13 protein-coding genes and 2 pseudogenes are annotated in these 17,163 nt (G+C 72.7%); 8 read left to right on the forward strand and 7 right to left on the reverse strand.

The window, feature by feature from the left end; translation table 11 throughout:
* From NJC10_RS10370 to NJC10_RS10380, 3 genes and pseudogenes are all read right to left on the reverse strand, one after another.
* Window positions 1–371 (reverse strand): annotated as a pseudogene (locus tag NJC10_RS10370) (hypothetical protein); the annotation flags it as partial.
* A gap of 50 nt (window positions 372–421) precedes the next feature.
* On the reverse strand, window positions 422–1,711 hold the full coding sequence (locus NJC10_RS10375; protein WP_298711951.1) for a dicarboxylate/amino acid:cation symporter: 1,290 nt from the start codon (window positions 1,709–1,711) through the stop codon (window positions 422–424).
* A 207-nt stretch (window positions 1,712–1,918) separates the two neighbouring features.
* On the reverse strand, window positions 1,919–3,562 hold the full coding sequence (locus NJC10_RS10380; protein WP_319076431.1) for an alkaline phosphatase D family protein: 1,644 nt from the start codon (window positions 3,560–3,562) through the stop codon (window positions 1,919–1,921).
* 175 nt (window positions 3,563–3,737) lie between these two features.
* Here NJC10_RS10380 and NJC10_RS10385 point away from each other — a divergent pair, with 175 nt between their 5' ends.
* Both NJC10_RS10385 and NJC10_RS10390 read left to right on the forward strand, forming a co-directional pair.
* Window positions 3,738–5,201, forward strand: a complete 1,464-nt coding sequence (locus NJC10_RS10385; protein WP_298711956.1) for a sugar porter family MFS transporter — start codon at window positions 3,738–3,740, stop codon at window positions 5,199–5,201.
* A 111-nt stretch (window positions 5,202–5,312) separates the two neighbouring features.
* Complete coding sequence (locus NJC10_RS10390) at window positions 5,313–6,158, forward strand: alpha/beta fold hydrolase (protein ID WP_319076432.1); 846 nt, start codon at window positions 5,313–5,315, stop codon at window positions 6,156–6,158.
* A gap of 71 nt (window positions 6,159–6,229) precedes the next feature.
* Here NJC10_RS10390 and NJC10_RS10395 read toward each other — a convergent pair whose 3' ends face one another.
* The gene (locus NJC10_RS10395) at window positions 6,230–7,174 is read right to left on the reverse strand and encodes a DUF808 domain-containing protein (RefSeq protein ID WP_319076434.1); all 945 of its coding nucleotides are present in this window, start codon (window positions 7,172–7,174) and stop codon (window positions 6,230–6,232) included.
* A 117-nt stretch (window positions 7,175–7,291) separates the two neighbouring features.
* A pseudogene (locus tag NJC10_RS10400) lies at window positions 7,292–7,717 on the reverse strand (ferritin); the annotation flags it as partial.
* Between the two features lie 23 nt (window positions 7,718–7,740).
* On the opposite strand from NJC10_RS10400, the gene NJC10_RS10405 reads away from it, so the two are divergent.
* Window positions 7,741–8,247: a PACE efflux transporter gene (locus NJC10_RS10405; protein ID WP_319076436.1), complete on the forward strand. Its 507-nt coding sequence runs from the start codon at window positions 7,741–7,743 to the stop codon at window positions 8,245–8,247.
* A gap of 4 nt (window positions 8,248–8,251) precedes the next feature.
* Here NJC10_RS10405 and NJC10_RS10410 read toward each other — a convergent pair whose 3' ends face one another.
* Window positions 8,252–9,142 (reverse strand): patatin family protein, encoded by an 891-nt coding sequence (locus NJC10_RS10410; protein ID WP_319076437.1) that lies wholly within the window; start codon window positions 9,140–9,142, stop codon window positions 8,252–8,254.
* Window positions 9,143–9,224: 82 nt separating this feature from the next.
* Here NJC10_RS10410 and tpx point away from each other — a divergent pair, with 82 nt between their 5' ends.
* The gene (tpx, locus tag NJC10_RS10415; RefSeq protein ID WP_319076438.1) at window positions 9,225–9,725 is read left to right on the forward strand and encodes a thiol peroxidase; all 501 of its coding nucleotides are present in this window, start codon (window positions 9,225–9,227) and stop codon (window positions 9,723–9,725) included.
* 8 nt (window positions 9,726–9,733) lie between these two features.
* Entirely contained in the window at window positions 9,734–10,966 is a 1,233-nt protein-coding gene (locus NJC10_RS10420) for a S1C family serine protease (protein WP_319076440.1), read from the forward strand.
* Between the two features lie 21 nt (window positions 10,967–10,987).
* Here NJC10_RS10420 and NJC10_RS10425 read toward each other — a convergent pair whose 3' ends face one another.
* Entirely contained in the window at window positions 10,988–11,785 is a 798-nt protein-coding gene (locus NJC10_RS10425; protein ID WP_319076441.1) for a ZIP family metal transporter, read from the reverse strand.
* Window positions 11,786–11,903: 118 nt separating this feature from the next.
* On the opposite strand from NJC10_RS10425, the gene NJC10_RS10430 reads away from it, so the two are divergent.
* From NJC10_RS10430 to NJC10_RS10440, 3 genes are all read left to right on the forward strand, one after another.
* Window positions 11,904–13,394 (forward strand): phytoene desaturase family protein, encoded by a 1,491-nt coding sequence (locus NJC10_RS10430; RefSeq protein ID WP_413466431.1) that lies wholly within the window; start codon window positions 11,904–11,906, stop codon window positions 13,392–13,394.
* A gap of 203 nt (window positions 13,395–13,597) precedes the next feature.
* Entirely contained in the window at window positions 13,598–15,475 is a 1,878-nt protein-coding gene (locus tag NJC10_RS10435; protein WP_319076442.1) for an ABC transporter family substrate-binding protein, read from the forward strand.
* 161 nt (window positions 15,476–15,636) lie between these two features.
* Complete coding sequence (locus NJC10_RS10440; RefSeq protein ID WP_298987544.1) at window positions 15,637–17,157, forward strand: ABC transporter permease; 1,521 nt, start codon at window positions 15,637–15,639, stop codon at window positions 17,155–17,157.
* The last annotated feature ends 6 nt before the right edge of the window (window positions 17,158–17,163 follow it).

Raw genomic sequence — 17,163 nt, forward strand, 5'->3', positions numbered from 1 at the left:
ATCTCGCACACGGGCCGGTAGCCCGCGCCGCCCGAGCCGCCGGTCGGCCCCACCCCGCTGCCGGGGGCGGACGCGGCACGCGTCAGGATCCGCTGCACGAGCCCGAGGTCCCAGCAGCGGTCCACGTGCACGCCCGCGGCGATCCACGGCGCGTACGCCTCGGCCACTGAGGCCAGCACCCAGCGCACCTGCGCCGCCTCCGCGCCGAGGCGGGCAGGCAGGCCCCGGACGACGTCGGGCGCCTGGGCGCGGCGGAAGCGCACCGCGGGCTCGGGGGCGCCCTCGCCGTCCGGGACGACGACGGCGGACCACTCGTCCGGCGGCGCGGCCGCGCCGCCGGAGGCGGGGGAGGGGCCGAGGACGATGAGCATGCGCCCCATTGTCCTCGGCCGGGACGCGCAGGGGCGTCAGCCGCGCGGACTCAGTCGGCGGGCGTGAGGCCGGTGGGCTCCGTGGGGCCTGCGCCGCCCGTCGCCGCCGTGATGCGGTCGCCGGCGACACGGTCGACGATGAGCGCGATCGCGCCGTCGCCCGTCACGTTCGTGGCCGTGCCGAACGAGTCGATGGCGAGGTAGGTCGCCACCATGAGCGCGACCTGCGGCTCCGTGAAGCCGAGCATCGAGGCCAGCAGCCCCGACGCCGCCACGATCGCCCCGCCCGGCACGCCCGGCGCGGCCACCATCGTGATGCCCAGCATGAAGATGAAGCCGATCATCACGGGGACGTCCACGGCCTGGCCCGAGAGGACGAGCACGGCCAGGGAGAAGGAGACGATCTTGACCGTGGACCCGGCCAGGTGGATGGTCGCGGCGAGGGGCACCACGAAGGAGGCCACCGGACGGCGGACGCCGAGCGTGCCCACCTGGCGCAGGGTCACGGGGATGGTCGCGGCCGAGGACGAGGTGCCCAGCGCGGTGGCGTAGGCCGGGAGCATGGCCCGCAGAGCCGTGAACGGGTTCCGGCGCGCGACCGCGCCGGCCACGGCGAACTGCACGAGCAGCAGGACGAGCGTGAGGACGAAGACGAGGGCGATGACGCCCAGGAACGTGAGGACGACCTCGGCGACGCCTCCGGCGGCGGCCATCGTCAGGAACGTCGCGAAGACGTAGAACGGCAGCAGGGGCACGATCACGCCGCTGATCACCTTCTCGACGATGCTCCGCAGCTCCTCGAAGCCGTGCTGCAGGGTGCCCCGCGGGATCAGCGTCATGCCGATGCCCATCACGAACGCGAGCACGAGCGCGGTCATGACGCCGAACGGCGGCGCCATCTCCACCGTGAAGAAGGCCTCGGCCTGCCCCGCGGTGGGGTCGGTCACCGAGGAGATGGAGCCGGGCGTGAGGAGGTGCGGGAACACCGCGAGCCCGGCCGCCAGCCCGAGGAATCCGCCGAACACGGTGGAGGCGTAGGCGATCGCCGCGGTGAGCCCGAGCCACCGCCCGGCGCCGCGGCCCAGCTCGGCGATCGCCGGCGCCACGAGCGCGAGGATCAGGACCGGGACGATGAAGCCCAGGAAGCCGCTGAAGAGCCCGGCGAAGGTGGCCGCGGTGCGGGCGAGCCAGTCGGGGGCGATCAGGCCGAGGACGATGCCCAGGACGATGCCGGTCAGGACGCGCGCGAGCAGGCCGAAGCGGGGGCGCCGAGCGGGGGCGGCGTCGGCCGTGGCGGGGGTGTCGAGGCGCGCGGCGTCCTCGGAGGGCGAGGGGGACATGGGCGAGACGCTAGCGCGAACCAGGCCGGGCGATGGGCGAACTCTCGTTCATTGCGGCCGGCGGCCACGCCCGTCACGACGGGCGGCCTCGGCTCGCGGTCCTGCGTCCCCGCCGCCTCCTCCCGGCACGCGCCGACGGCGACGCCTCCCCGCCCGGGGCGCGTCGCCGTCGTCGTGGGGGAACCGGGCCGGAGCCCGGCACCCGGGTCAGCGCGCGGTGAGCGTGCGCGAGTAGACCGTGGTGCCCTGCGCGTTGATCAGGCGGACGCGGAACGCGCGGCCGTCCTCGGGGATCTCCACGTGCCCGAAGTACTGGTGCTCGCCCGTGCGCGGGGAGCCCATGACGGGGCCGTGCGCCTCGAAGTCCAGGCGCGGGCCGAACGTGCCGTCCAGGGCGTTGGGCCCGAAGGAGCCGGCGTTGATGGGCCCGGCCACGAACTCCCAGAAGGGCTCGAAGTCGGTGAACGCCGCGCGCTCGGGGGAGTAGTGATGGGCCGCGCAGTAGTGCACGTCTCCGGTCAGGAACACGACGTTCTTCACGCCGTGGTCCTTGATCGCCTTGAGGAGGCGGGCCAGCTCGAGCTCGCGGCCCAGCGGGGCGCCGTGCTCCGCGTTGGAGATCGACTCTTGGCCCTTGCCGTCCGGGACGACGAGGCCCAGCGGGAGGTCGTTGGCGATCACCTTCCACGTGGCGGTGGAGGCGCGCAGCTCGCGGATGAGCCACTGCAGCTGCTCCTCGCCGAGGATCGGCGTCTCGGTCTGCTCGAGACCGGGGGTGTTCTCGCCCTTGAACGTGCGCATGTCGAGGGCGAAGACGTCGAGTGAGGGGCCGCGGGAGATCTTGCGGTGGATGCGGGCCGGCTCGAAGCCGTCACCGCCGCGCAGGGCGCGCCCGTCGGCGATCGGCATGTACTCCTGCCACGCGCGGCGGGCGCGGGCGGCGAGCGTGTCCACGTCCCGCACCTGCGTGTAGCGGGGGTCCTCGAGGACCTCGCCGGGCCACCAGTTGTTGGTGGTCTCGTGGTCGTCCCACTGGGCGATCACGGGGACGTCCGCGTACATCTCGCGGAGGTTGACGTCCATCATGTTGTAGCGGTGACGGCCGCGGAACTCGTTCAGCGTCTCGGCCACCTTGGACGTCTCCTCGGTGGTGATGTTGCGCCACGTGGGCTCGCCCTTGACCTCCACGGTCTCGGGGATCGGGTTGTCGGCGTAGATCGTGTCCCCCGAATGGAGGAAGAAGTCCGGCTTGGTGGCGTGCATGGCCGCGTAGCCGCGCATGCCTCCGATCTCGGGGTTGATGCCGTACCCCTGGCCCGCGGTGTCCGCGGTCCACACGAAGGACTGCGCGGCGGTGGTCTTCTTCCCGAAGCGCGTGCCGGGGGCCGTGGTGAAGTGGGCGACGGCGGACTCGCCGAGGCGGCCCAGCTCGTCCTCGAACGCGTAGGTGACCTCGAAGCGGGTGCCGGAGGGCAGCCTGCCCGCGACGATCTTGGCGGTGTGGTCGGTCTGACCGGAGACCCAGCCCGAGCGCAGGGTCACGCCGTGCTGGAAGCGCCCGCGCAGCACCTGCCCGGACTCGTCCACGGCGCGGAGCACGGCGCGCAGGCGGGAGGTGCCCGAGCTGCGGGCCCACAGGACGGCGGAGTTCGAGGACACGTCGCCCGTGGCCACGCCGGAGGGCAGCGTGAGGCGGGAGGAGACGAGCCCGGAGTGCCGCGAGGCGGCCCTGCCGGAGCGGCCGGGGGCGGCCCCGGCGGATGCGGGGAGCAGGAGGGCGGCCGAGGCGGCGGCGCCGGTGGCCAGGACGGTGCGGCGGGCGGTGGACTGGGGACGCGGTGTCTCGCTCATGGATCCCATGGTCCGCCCCGCAGATGCGGGGACGGTGACCTGCTGGTGAACGGCCGGCGACGGGCCGCCGTCGGGAACTCGGCAGGATGCGGTTGCGCGGGGGCGCATCCGGACGGGACACTGTGCGTCCCCGGGGGCGGCGTCCGGCCCCACCTCAGACAGGAAGCGGCCCACCATGGCAGAGCAGCACGCCCCCGCGGGGCAGGTCACCTCGCGACTCAACGCCAGGGTGGTGGGCATCAGCCTCGCCGCCGCCCTCGGCGGGTTCATGTTCGGATTCGACACGTCGGTGATCAACGGTGCGGTGGACGCCCTCGCGGCGGACTTCGCGCTCGGCCCCGCCCTCACCGGCTTCGCGGTCTCCTCCGCGCTGATCGGCTGCGCGGTGGGCGCCTGGTTCGCCGGACCGCTGGCCAACCGCCGCGGCCGCATCCCCGTCATGGTGATCGCGGCCGTGCTCTTCCTCGTCTCGGCGATCGGCTCAGGCTTCGCCTTCGGGGTCGTGGACCTGATCCTGTGGCGTCTGGTCGGCGGACTCGGCGTCGGCGCCGCCTCGGTGATCGCACCGGCGTACATCGCGGAGGTCAGCCCGGCCCGGGTCCGCGGCCGGCTGGGATCGCTGCAGCAGCTGGCGATCGTTCTCGGCATCTTCGTGGCGCTCCTCTCGGACGCGCTGTTCGCCAACGTCGCCGGCGGCGCCGCCGAGACGCTGTGGTTCGGCATGCCGGCGTGGCGCTGGATGTTCCTCGCGGCGGCCGTGCCCGCGGTTCTCTACGGCGTCTGCTCCCTGCGCCTGCCCGAGTCACCGCGCTACCTCGTGGCCCGGGGCCGGCTCGACGACGCCGCCCACGTGCTGCGCGACTTCACCGGCGTCGCCGACCCGGCCCCCATGATCGAGGACATCCGCCGCTCGCTGAACTCCGAGCAGCGGGAGAGCCTGCGCGACCTGCGCGGGGACGCCCTTGGCCTCAAGCCCATCGTGTGGGTCGGCATCCTGCTCTCCGTGTTCCAGCAGGCCGTGGGGATCAACGTGATCTTCTACTACTCCACCACGCTGTGGCGCTCGGTCGGCTTCGGCGAGTCCGACGCCCTGACGATCACGGTGATCACCTCCGTCACGAACATCGTGGTGACGCTGGTGGCCCTCGCCCTCGTGGACCGGGTGGGGCGCCGTCCGATGCTGCTGGTCGGTTCCGCGGGCATGGCCGTGAGCCTCGGCGCGATGGCCTACGCCTTCTCCACGGCCACGGCCGTCACCGCGGCCGACGGCTCCTCCTCGGTGGTGCTCGCCGCTCCCATGTCCACCGTCGCGCTGATCGCCGCGAACGCGTTCGTGGTGTTCTTCGGCGTCTCGTGGGGCCCCATCACGTGGGTCCTGCTCGGCGAGATGTTCCCCAACCGCATCCGCGCCGGGGCGCTCGCGGTGGCCGCGTCCGCCCAGTGGGTGGCCAACTTCGCGATCTCCACGACGTTCCCGGCGCTGGCGGACCTCGGCCTGATGTTCGCCTACGGCCTGTACGCGGTGATGGCAGCCCTCTCGTTCCTCTTCGTCGCCACGATGATCCCGGAGACCAAGGGGCGCGAGCTCGAGGACATGTCCGACGCGGCGCACACCCGGGCGCCCCGCGTGACCGGCTGAGGCCGGCGGGGGCCGGTGCCGGGTGCCGCCGCGGACGCGCCCCGAGTCCTCGAGTGCGCCGGAGGCGAGGAGGCCGCGCCCCTCGGCCCGCGCGGCACTACCCTGGAGCCCGTGCCGACCACCGACTCCTCCTCCTCCTCCCCGTCCACCGACGTCGAGCCCCTCGCCTCGACGACGGTGGGATCGGGCCCGCACCGCGTCGCCTTCCTCCACGGCCTCATGGGCCGCGGCCGAAACTTCACGGGCGTGGCGAACGCGCTCGCCGACGACTTCACGCTCGAGCTCGTGGACCTCCCGGACCACGGCCAGTCGCCGTGGACCGACGCGGTGGACTACCCCGGGATGGCCGACCGCGTGGCGGAGCACCTGCGCGCCGGGCTCGCCGCGGACGGGCCCGTGCACCTGCTCGGCCACTCGATGGGCGGCAAGGTGGCCATGGTCCTCGCGCTGCGCCACCCCGATCTCGTGGAGCGGCTCGTGGTGGTGGACATCTCCCCGCGCATGTCCCCCTCGGCCACGGACGAGTTCGTGCACCTGCTCGGCACCATGCTGGAGATGGACCTCGGTGCCTACTCCACGCGCGCCGAGGCGGACGCGGCGATGGCCGAGCACGTCCACGACGAACGTGTGCGCGGCTTCCTCCTCCAGAACCTGCGCCGCGAGGGCGGGCACTTCTCATGGCAGCCCAACGTGCGGATGCTCTTCGAGCACCTCGAGGAGGTCGGGCGGTTCCCGGACCCGGTCGTCCCCGAGGACCCGGACCGCGTGTTCGACCACCCCGTGCTGTGGCTCGGCGGCGAGAAGTCGGACTACATCCTCGACGAGGACGTCCCGGAGATGAAGGCGCTCTTCCCGCGCGTCGTGCGCGTCATGGTCCGCGACGCCTCGCACTGGGTGCACGCCGACCAGCCGGAGGCGTTCGTCTCCGCCGTGCGCACCTTCCTCACGGCGGACTGACCCGCCACCCCAGACGCCGAGGGCGCCGTCGGAGAGGATCCGACGGCGCCCTTCCTTCGTCCGACGCGGGGTCAGTGCTGCAGGGTCTCCTTCTTGCCCCGCAGGCGGCCCACCACGGCCATGACGGCCACGGCGACCGAGCCCCAGATCAGGCCCCACAGGGCGGAGCTCAGGGTCTCCACGAGCCAGCCGAGCACGGAGCCGGCGGCCCGGGTGACGGGCTCCACGAGGTGGTGCTGGGCGTCGTACAGCCACGGCAGGCCGAGCGCCGAGAGCTCCATCAGCACGATGTGGCCGCCCACCCACAGCATCGCGACGGTGCCGATCACGGTGATCACGGTCATCACGATGGGCATGGCCTTCACCAGGCCGTGGCCGAACGAGCGGGCACCGGAGGTGCGGGCGTTCTGGTTCATGTGCAGGCCGACGTCGTCCATCTTCACGATGGCCGCCACCGCACCGTAGACGGCGAGCGTGATGAAGACCGCCACCACGGCGAGGATCCCGGCCTTGAGCCAGAAGCCCTGGTCCGCCACCTCGTTCATGGAGATCACCATGATCTCGAGGGAGAGGATGAAGTCGGTGGTCACTGCGCCGCGCACCACCTTGTCCTCGGCCTCCGGGCCCTGCTCGACGGCGGGGGTGTCCGTCTCCTCATGGTGGCCGCTCAGCTTGCCCCAGACCTTGTGGGCGCCCTCGTAGGAGAGGTAGGTGCCGCCGGCGAGGAGCAGCCAGGGCAGGGCCCACGGGGCGATCCAGTCCAAGATCAGCAGGCCGGGGAGGATGAAGACCAGCTTGTTGCGCAGCGAGCCCTTCACGATCCTCCAGATCATGGGCAGCTCGCGGTTCGCCGCCGCACCGGCCATGTACTGCGGCGTCACGGCCGCGTCGTCGATGACCACGCCGGCGGCCTTGACCGAGGCGCGTCCGGCGCCGGCGGCGACGTCGTCCACGCTGGCGGCGGCGAGGCGTGCCAGGGCTGCGACGTCATCGAGCAGAGCGACGAGACCGCTCATAGTTCCTCCTGGGGTGCGGGGGGACGCACGGGGCGCCGACGCGCGGAAGCGCGCGAGTCGAGCATAACGACCCGCGCGCCTCCGGTCGGCGCCGGCCCGTTCGGACCGGGGGAGGGGTCAGGCGCTCTCGGTGGTCTCCACCGGCCGCTGGCCGAGGCGGGCGTCGATGCGCAGCAGGCCCGAGCCGTCGTCGCCCACGAGCCTCAGCTGGCCCACGATCTCGGAGACGGTGGACTCCTCCTCGACCTGCTCGTCCAGGAACCAGTTGAGCAGCGGGCGGGAGTTGAGGTCACCGGCGGCCTCGGTGGCGCGGTAGAGGTCGCGGATGGACTCGGACACCTTCTGCTCGTGGGCGAGGGCCGCCTCGAAGATCTGCAGGGCGGTCATGCCCTTCGCCTCGGGCGGGGCGGCGATCGCGCCGATGCGGGCGAAGCCGTCGCGGTCCGTGACGTGGTCGATGAACTTGTTGGCGTGGACGATCTCCTCGTCCGCCTGATGGCGCAGCCACGCGGCCATGCCGGAGAGCTCGAGGTCGTCGGCGGCGGAAGTCGCTAGGGTGAGCCGCGATGCCCACCGATCCCGACCTCTCCCCGTCCGCTCCCCGCGGCCCCGGCGGCCGCCGCGCCCTCGTGGCCCGCCGGGTCTTCCGCACGCCGCTGCAGCGCCGCGTCGTGTACGCCGTGGTCTTCGAGGCGCTGGCCATCCTCTTCACCACGGGGATCCTGGCGGCGCTGGGCAAGCCCGGAGGGTCCTCGCTCGCGGTCGCCGTGGTGTCCTCGACCGTGGCGCTGATCTGGAACGTGGTCTACAACTCCCTCTTCGAGCGGTGGGAGCGCACCGCGGGCATCGCCGGCCGCCCCTGGTGGGTGCGCGCCCTGCACGCGGTGGGGTTCGAGGGGGGTCTCATCCTCTTCCTCGTCCCCGCTGTGGCGCTCATCCTCGGTGTGAGCCTGTGGGAGGCGTTCCTCATCGAGGCGGGCCTGCTGGTGTTCTTCCTCGTCTACGCGGCCGTGTACGCCTTCGTGTTCGACTCGGTGTTCGGGCTGCCGGACTCGGCCGGCGGCGCCGGGTGAGCCCTCAGAGCCCCAGGAACTCCCGGATCGCGGGCATCTCGCGGCGCGCCTGCTCCAGCCCGAGCGCGTGGGCCGCCGCCAGCTTCGCCACGGAGCGCTCGCCGTTGGAGACCGGCATGGTCTCCGGGACGAACAGGTAGGCGTCGCCGGAGCGCTCCATCTCGAAGAGGCGCTCGCGCGTGGCGTTGTAGCGCCGCCACCGCGTGAGGAGGGCCTCGGCCACGGCCGGGTAGCGGCGGAAGGTCCGCTGGTAGAAGGCGGGGAAGCGCTCGGGTCGCTTCACGTACCCGCGCTCGCGGGTCATCACGACGAGCAGCTTCGTGAACCCCGCCCGATCCGCGGCCGTGACGGGCACGCCGCCGTCCACGCCGAGGGCGCCGTCCACGAAGACCGTGCCCTCCGCGTGCACGGGGGGCATGAGCACCGGCATCGTGGAGGAGGCGCGCACGCGCACCATCAGGTCGCCGAGCGAGATCATGTCGGAGCGGTCCCACCAGCGGGTCTCGCCGGTGCGGGCGTCGAAGCCGGCCAGCACGAGGCGGGCCGGGTTGGCCTCGAACGTGGCGAAGTCGAAGGGCAGGTCCGCCTCCGGCAGCCCGGCGTGCTCATAGATGTACTCGGCGTTGAACAGGCCCTTGCCGCGCACCCACGTGCGCCAGTTCCCGAACCTCGGGTCGTCCGCGAAGTCCACGAACGCGGCGCGGGCCCGCTCGGCGTCCCGCGCCAGGTAGTTCACCGAGTTGGAGGAGCCGGCCGAGATCCCGGCCACGAAGTCCACGTGGATCCGCTCGCGCAGCAGCTCGGCCACCACGGCGGAGGTGTAGGAGGCGCGCATGCCGCCCCCCTCGAACAGCAGCGCGACGTCGGTGACGTTCGAGGTCAGGGGTTCATGCACGGCGGCTCTCTCCTGTTCGCCCACCGCCGACTCCGGGCGCGGACGCGCCGCGGCGGCTCGCGCTCATCCTAGGCTGTCCACCATGGCGACCACCCACTTCCGCGGCACCCCCGTCCACACCGTCGGCGAGCTCCCCTCGCCCGGTGAGCAGGCTCCGGCGTTCACGCTCGTCGGCCAGGACCTCGCTCCCGTGTCCCTCGCGGACCTGACGGGACGCACGGTGGTGCTCAACGTCTTCCCCTCCCTGGACACGGGGGTGTGCGCCGCCTCGGTGCGGACCTTCAACGAGCGCGCGGCGGACCTGGAGGACACCACGGTCCTCGCCGTCTCCGCTGACCTGCCGTTCGCCGCCGCCCGCTTCTGCTCCGCCGAGGGCATCGAGAACGTGCGCCCGGCCTCCGTGTTCCGCTCCGACTTCGGGGCCGTCTACGGCGTCGAGCTGGCGGACGGCCCCATGGCCGGGCTGCTGGCGCGCGCCGTCGTCGTGGTGGACCCGGAGGGCCGCGTGGTGCACACCGAGCTGGTCCCCGAGATCACCGCGGAGCCGGACTACGAGACGGCGCTGGCCGCCGTGCGCGCCTGAGCACGGCCATGCCTCCGTCGGGCGGGCCGCCCGCCGGATGGCCTCCCCGCGGCGCCCGACGACGCCGCTCCCCGCTGGCGACGCTCGTCTCCGTCCTGGGCGTGCTCGGCGCGATCGTCCTCGCGGTGGGCGTCACCCTCCTCGTGACCGGTGAGATCCGGGACCTGGCCGCGGCCGACCGCCCATCCGCGTCCTCCGCGGGGCGGTCCGACGCCGGCGCGGGCGGCGCCGCCCCGCCCACCGCGGACGCGAGCGAGCTGACCGCAGCGCTCGAGGGCGTCCACGACGGGATCGCCATCGACTGGTCCGCCCCCGGGGGGAGCGGCGAGGGCCTCGACGCGGGCGTGGAGGTCACCGACGCGCCCGGGGTGCTGCTGGTGGACACGGTGCTGGGCTCGATGATGGGCACGGGCACCGGGATCGTGCTCTCCGCGGACGGGCTCGCGGTGACCAACTACCACGTGGTGGAGGACTCCTCCCGTGTCTTCGTGACCGTGGCGGACACCGGGGAGCGCCACGCGGCCACCGTGCTCGGCCGGGACGCCCAGCACGACATCGCGGTGCTGGACGTCGACGGCGTGGACGACCTGGAGGTCGCGAGCGTGTCCACGGGCCCGCTCCGCCGCGGCGCCGAGGTGGCGGCCGTGGGCAACGGCAGCGGGCAGGGGTTCCTCACCGCGGTGCGGGGCGAGGTGCTCGGCACCGGCCGCTCGATCATGGCCGCCACCGAGGGCACGGACGACTACGCGCGCCTCACCGGTCTGGTGCAGACGGACGCGGACGTGGTGCCGGGCTACTCCGGCGGCCCCCTCGTGGACGCGGACGGCCAGGTGGTGGCCGTGACCGTGGCTGCGAGCGACGGCACCACCGCGCAGGACGTGGACGGGTACGCGATCCCGTTGCCCGTGGCGCTCTCCGTCGTGGAGCAGGTGCTCTCCGGCGAGGAGACGGACACGGTGAGCATCGGCGCGGACGGCGCGCTGGGCATCGTCGTGGCCTCGGCGCCCGAGGGCGTCAGCGTCCTGGAGGTCGCCCCGGACTCCGCGGGGGACGGGATCGGCCTGGTGCCGGGCGACCTCATCCTGGCGATCGACGGCCAGGACGTGGGCGGGGACGCCAGCGCGATGTCCCGCCTGGTGAACGACCACAACGTGGGGGCCCGCATCACCGTGACGTGGCAGACCGCGGGCGGCGAGGAACGCGAGGCCGAGGCCGTGCTGCAGGAGGCGCTCGTCCACTGAGCCGTGCGACGCAGGGTCGGGTCAGCCGAGCAGTGCGAGGGACAGGGCCATCACCGCGGCGCCGCTCAGCGCGCCTGCCCCGGCGGTGGGAAGGCCTCCGGCCGCGCGCGCCGCGGGCAGCAGGGCGGCCAGGCTGAGGGCCGTCATCACCCCGGCGACGGCGGCGAACACCACCGCCATCAGGGCCGGGGTGATGAACGGGGCGAGCAGCAGGTAGAGCACCACGGCGCCGACGGGCTCCGCGAGCCCGGTGAGGGCCGCCCATCCGAATGCGCGCGCCCGCGATCCGGTGGCCTGGCGCACCGGGACGGCCACGGCCACGCCCTCCGGCACGTTGTGCACGGCCATCGCGACGGCGAGCGCCACGCCCACGGCCGGGTCCTGCAGCGTGCCGGCGAACGTGACGAACCCCTCGGGGGCGTTGTGCAGGCCGATCGCCCCGGCTGTCATCAGGCCCAGACGGTGCAGCCGCCGGGCGTCGAGGGCCGGGGAGGACGCGTCCGCCCGCGGGGACGCCGCCGGGAGGTCGGCGGGGCCGGGGAGGAGGCGGCTGAGGAGAAGGACCACGCCGGCGCCGGCCAGGACCGCGGCGGCGGCCGCGGGGAAGGCCAGCGGGCCGAGGCTCGGGGCCAGGTCCGCGACGGACACGGGCACCATCTCGAGGGCGGACACGCCGACCATGACGCCCGCGGCCAGCCCCAGCGCGAAGCCGAGCCCACGCCCCGTGGGCGGGCGCCCGACGACGGCGAGCAGGCCTCCCAGCACCGTCGCGGCGCCGGCGAAGCACGTCAGGGCCACAGCGGTCCAGAAGGGATCCACCCGACGATCACCTCCTGCGGACGGGGCCAGCGGCGTGCGACCATCCTACGGAGACCGGGACCGGCGGCCCCGCCGGGAGCCCGGCGCCGCAGTCCGACGACCCGCACCGGAGGTCCCCGTGTCCCACATCGCCCCCACCCTCGGCACCGGCTTCGACCTGCCGGACGTCGACCCCGGCCGCGCAGTGGTGGTCGGCTCCGGCCCCAACGGCCTCACCGCGGCGGCCCTGCTGGCCCGCGCCGGCTGGGAGGTGGACGTCTACGAGCGCAATGCGGCGCCCGGCGGCGCCTCGGCCTCCGCGCCCGTGCTGGGGGAGGGGACCGTGGTGGACCTCGGCGCCGCCGGACATCCGTTCGGCGTGGTGAGCCCGGCCTTCCACGAGCTCGACCTCACGGCGCACGGGCTGCGGTGGGTGCACCCCGCGGTGCCCATGGGCCACCCGCTGCAGGACGGGCCGGCAGCCATCCTCCACCGCGACCTCGACGCCACCGCCGACGGGCTGGGCGAGGACGCGCGGGCCTGGCGGCTCCTCCACCGCGCGGTGGTGGGGCACCCCGCTGAGATCGTGGAGAACGTGCTGGGCCCCATGGTGCGCCCCTGGCCGCACCCCGTGACGATGGCCCGGTTCGGGGTGCGCGCCCCATGGCCCGCGGCCCTGCTGGCCCGGACGGTGTTCCGCACGGAGCAGGCCCGCGCGCTCTACACCGGCTCCTCCGTCCACGCCATGATGCCGCCCGGACGGCCGCTCACGAGCGCGTTCGGCGCCCTGTTCGGGGCCCTCGGCATGAGCACCGGATGGCCGGTGGCGGAGGGGGGCTCCGGCTCCATCGTGGCGGCGCTCGTGAAGGTGCTCGAGGCACACGGCGGCCGCCTGCACCTGGGCCACGAGGTGACGGACCTGCGCTCCCTGCCCGAGGCCGACGCCGTCCTGCTCGACCTGACGCCCCGTCAGGTGCTGGGAATGCGGGGCGCGGACCTCCCTGCCTCCTACGCGCGCCGCCTTCGCCGGTGGCGCTACGGCGCCGCCGTGTCCAAGGTGGACTTCCTCCTCGACGGGCCCATCCCCTGGCGCGACGCGCGGCTCGGCGGCGCGGGCACCGTCCACCTCGGGGGGACGGCGGAGCAGATCCAGCACGCCGAGGCCGAGGCGGCGGCCGGCCGCATGCCCGAGCGGCCGTTCGTGATGCTGTGCCAGCAGCAGTCCGCCGATCCCTCCCGCGCCACGGGGGCCGCCGAGGGGCGCACGGTGGTGTGGTCCTACGCCCACGTGCCGCACGGCCATCCGGGCGACGTGCGCCCCGTGATCGAGGCGCAGATCGAGCGCCATGCTCCCGGCTTCCGGGACCGGATCGTCCGGGCGCACGCCACGCGTCCGGCGGACCTGGAGGCGTGGAATCCCAACCTCGTGGGCGGGGACATCGCGGGCGGATCCATGGGCGGGGCCCAGTTCCTCGCCCGCCCCACCGCGAGCCTGCGTCCGCACCGCGCGGGACGCCCGGGGCTCTACCTGGCCTCCTCCTCGACCCCGCCCGGGGCCGGCGTGCACGGCATGTCCGGCGCATGGGCGGTGCGGACGCTCCTCAAAGAGCGTGGGGCTGCGGCGGCGTGAGCAGAGCCATTCCGGCGGGTGCCGAATGACACCCGTGTGACGGTGCTTTCGCATTCCGGCCCGATCCAGCTACAGTGTGGTGCATCTCACGGAGAGGCCCTGACTAGGGCCGGTCCGGAGGCCGTCTCGAACCCTGGAAGCCCCTTGCGGCGCACGAAGGGGGAGGCGCCCATTGCACCTTCTGATGATTGGAAGCCCCTTCCATGAAGTACACCAAGCTCTCCGCCGCCGCGGCCCTCGCCGCCGGCTCCGCCCTGATGCTCTCCGCGTGCGCCCCGGCCGGGCCGGCCGCCTCGGGCGACGGCTCCAAGGCCGCCGGCTCCGGCGACGCCTCCGCGTCCGGCTCCGGCGAGGTCCTGACGGGCGACAAGGGTCAGAAGCTCACCGCCAAGGCCGACGGCCCCTCCATGGCCGACCTCGGCGACGTCAAGACCGAGGACGGCTCGATCGCCTACTCCGTGGGCGCGGACGACTTCCTCTCCTACAACGGCGTGCAGTCCAACACGTACACCACGTACAACTCCGCCGTGGTCGACCGCATGTTCTCCAGCTTCTACTACTTCGGCACGGACGGCTCCATCATCCGCAACGAGGACTTCGGCAAGTACGAGAAGGTCTCGGACGACCCGCTCAAGGTCAAGTACACGATCAACGAGGACGCGAAGTGGTCCGACGGCACTCCTGTCACCGCCGCCGACTTCATCGTGCAGTGGGCCGCGGACAATCCCACCATCACCGATCCGAACGGCGAGAAGGACGAGGAGGGCAACCTGCCCCCGCTGTTCGACTCCATCACGGGTGACCCCGGCACCTACATCCCGGAGGCCCCGGAGGGCGAGGCGGACAGCAAGGAGTTCACCGTCACCTACGCCGAGCCCTACGCGGACTGGGAGATCCTCATCAGCACCGCCCTGCCGGCCCACGTGATCGCCGAGCAGTCGGGCATGGAGCTCACCGAGCTCGTCGACGCCGCCAAGGCCAAGGACGCCGAGGCCCTCGCGCCGGCCGCCAAGTTCTGGAACGAGAAGTGGGACTTCAACCCCGGCGAGCTCCCGGACCCGGCGCTGACCCCCTCCATGGGCCCCTACAAGTTCAAGGAGAACGGCTGGCAGGCCGGCCAGAGCATCACGCTCGAGGCCAACCCGGAGTACTGGGGCACCCCCGCCGCCACGAAGGAGCTCGTGCTCCGCTTCGCCGACCCGAAGACCCACGTGCAGTCTCTGCAGAACGGCGACCTCGACGTCATCGAGCCGCAGGCCACCGTGGACACCCTGGAACAGCTCAAGGGCCTCGGCGACCAGGTCAACATCCAGACCGGCGACCAGCTGACCTGGGAGCACATCGACTACAACCGCGGCAAGGGCTCCGTGTTCGCGGACAGCCCGGAGCTGCGCGAGGCGTTCGCCCTCTGCGTGCCGCGCCAGGACATCGTGGACAAGCTGATCAAGCCCATCTACCCCGAGGCCAAGGTCATGAACGCCCGCGAGGTGTTCCCCTTCCAGGACACGTACGACGAGGTCATCGCCGAGTCCTACAACACCGAGCTGGACCAGCCGAACATCGAGAAGGCGAAGGAGCTCGTCGAGAAGTCGGGCGTGGACAAGCCGACCGTCCGCCTCGGATACCAGGCCGGCAACCCGCGCCGCACCGAGACCGTCGCGCTCATCAAGTCCTCGTGCGACCAGGCCGGCTTCGACATCCAGGACACGAACAGCACCGTGTTCTTCAAGGAGGTCCTCCCCGCGGGCGACTTCGACGCCGCGCTCTTCGCGTGGTCCGGCTCCGGCCAGAAGGCCTCCGGTGCCAACATCTACAAGACCACCGGCGCCCAGAACCAGATGAACTACTCGAACCCCGAGGTCGACGCCGCGTGGGACAAGCTCGCCTCCTCCCTGGACGAGGCCGAGCAGTTCGAGCAGGTCAAGAAGATCGAGAAGCTGCTGTGGGAGGACTTCCAGGCCATCCCGCTGTACGCGCACCCCGGTATCGTGGGCCACAACGCGAACGTCGCCAACGTCCGCGACACCGCCGCCCAGTCGGGCGCGCTGTGGAACGTGGAGCAGTGGAAGCGCGTCCAGTGACGCGTGGCTGACGCCCTGCACGCGTGATGCCCTCCAGTGAGGGGCACGCGCCGCAGACCCCGGTGAGAGCCCGGCCGTGACCCGGCCGGGCTCTCTCCGTGAACCGCGGCTCCGCCGCACCTCCTCATCCTCCGCACGCGCACGGAAGGCCACCCCCTGTTGTGCTGAAATTCATCCTCAAGCGCCTCGGCAGCTCGATCCTCGTGCTGTTCGGCGCCTCGATCCTCCTCTTCTTCCTCACGGTCCACTCCGGTGACCCCCTCTCGGACCTGCGGGAGTCGCAGAGCAACAACCGCGAGAACCTGATCGCCACCCGCACCGCCTTCATGAACCTCGACCAGCCGTGGTACGTCCGCTACTGGGACTGGCTGAAGGGCGTGGGCGGCTGCGTCACGGGCAGCTGCGACCTCGGCACGAACCGCTCCGGCCAGCCGGTCGGCGAGCTGCTCAGCCTGGCCGCCGCCTCCACCCTGCGACTCGTCGTGCTGGCCACCGTGCTCGCCATCATCATCGGCGTCGCGGTGGGCATCATCACCGCCATCCGCCAGTACTCGGGCCTCGACTACGCGGTGACGTTCCTGATCTTCCTCTTCTTCTCCCTGCCCGTCTTCTGGGCCGCGGTGATCCTGAAGGAATACCTGGGCATCCGGTTCAACGACTGGATCGCGGACCCGACGCTCAGCTGGCCGGCCCTGCTCCTGGCCGCGCTGATCGCCGGCCTGATGCTGCAGGCGGTCATGGCCGGCGACGCCAAGCGCCGGCTCTTCACCTTCGCCACCACCGCGGCCTTCGTGGTCCTGGTCGGCTGGCTGCTGTTCGCGATGGACTTCTGGCGCAACCCGCGGATGGGCCCGATCGTCCAGCTGCTCATCGGCCTGGCCGTCGCCGTCGGCGCCACCATCGTGGTCGCCGGCCTGCGCAACCGCTCGGTGCTCAAGGCGGCGCTCGTCACCGTGGCCCTGGGCATGGTCGGCTACTACGCCACCTACGGCCTGCTGATGACCAACCCCTCCGGGCTGCTGCTCGCGGGCCTCGGGGTGCTCACGATCCTGGTGGCCGTCCTCGTGGGACGCCTCCTCGGCGGCTTCTCCAAGGGCTCCGCCGTCGCCGTCTCCATCGTGACGGCGCTCCTGATGGGCGTGGCCATCGTGGCCGAGCACCTGATGAACTACTGGCCGACGCTCCTGCGCATGAAGCCCCGCCCGATCTCCGTGATCGGCTCGGGCACCCCCAACATGGAGGGCCACTTCTGGGTGCTCTTCCTGGACCGCGGCGCGCAGCTCGTCCTGCCGACCATCCTGCTGACCATCATCTCAGTGGCCACGTACTCGCGGTACACGCGCTCCTCCATGCTCGAGGTCTCGCGCCAGGACTACATCCGCACGGCCCGGGCCAAGGGCCTGGGCGAGCGCCAGGTGATCCTGAAGCACGCGTTCCGCAACTCCCTCATCCCCATCACCACCATCATGGCCTTCGACTTCGCGGGCCTGATCGGCGGCGCGGTGATCACGGAGCAGGTGTTCGGCTGGAAGGGCATGGGTGAGCTCTTCGCCACCGGCCTGCGCGAGGTGGACCCCATGCCCGTCATGGCCTTCTTCCTCGTCACCGGCACCGCCGCCGTGCTGATGAACCTCGTGGCGGACGTGCTCTACGCCGTCCTCGACCCCCGAATCCGAGTGTGAGAGCCC

The sequence above is a fragment of the Micrococcus sp. M4NT genome (assembly GCF_033790745.1).
Classification (GTDB): Bacteria; Actinomycetota; Actinomycetes; order Actinomycetales; family Micrococcaceae; genus Micrococcus.

Bases quoted from the DNA above. Each gene is read 5' to 3' on its own strand.
- NJC10_RS10405 (WP_319076436.1), top strand. From the start codon at position 7,741: ATGCCCACCGATCCCGACCTCTCCCCGTCCGCTCCCCGCGGCCCCGGC.
- NJC10_RS10420 (WP_319076440.1), top strand. From the start codon at position 9,734: ATGCCTCCGTCGGGCGGGCCGCCCGCCGGATGGCCTCCCCGCGGCGCC.
- NJC10_RS10395 (WP_319076434.1), bottom strand. From the start codon at position 7,174: ATGAGCGGTCTCGTCGCTCTGCTCGATGACGTCGCAGCCCTGGCACGC.
- NJC10_RS10385 (WP_298711956.1), top strand. From the start codon at position 3,738: ATGGCAGAGCAGCACGCCCCCGCGGGGCAGGTCACCTCGCGACTCAAC.
- tpx (WP_319076438.1), top strand. From the start codon at position 9,225: ATGGCGACCACCCACTTCCGCGGCACCCCCGTCCACACCGTCGGCGAG.
- NJC10_RS10435 (WP_319076442.1), top strand. From the start codon at position 13,598: ATGAAGTACACCAAGCTCTCCGCCGCCGCGGCCCTCGCCGCCGGCTCC.
- NJC10_RS10380 (WP_319076431.1), bottom strand. From the start codon at position 3,562: ATGAGCGAGACACCGCGTCCCCAGTCCACCGCCCGCCGCACCGTCCTG.
- NJC10_RS10375 (WP_298711951.1), bottom strand. From the start codon at position 1,711: ATGTCCCCCTCGCCCTCCGAGGACGCCGCGCGCCTCGACACCCCCGCC.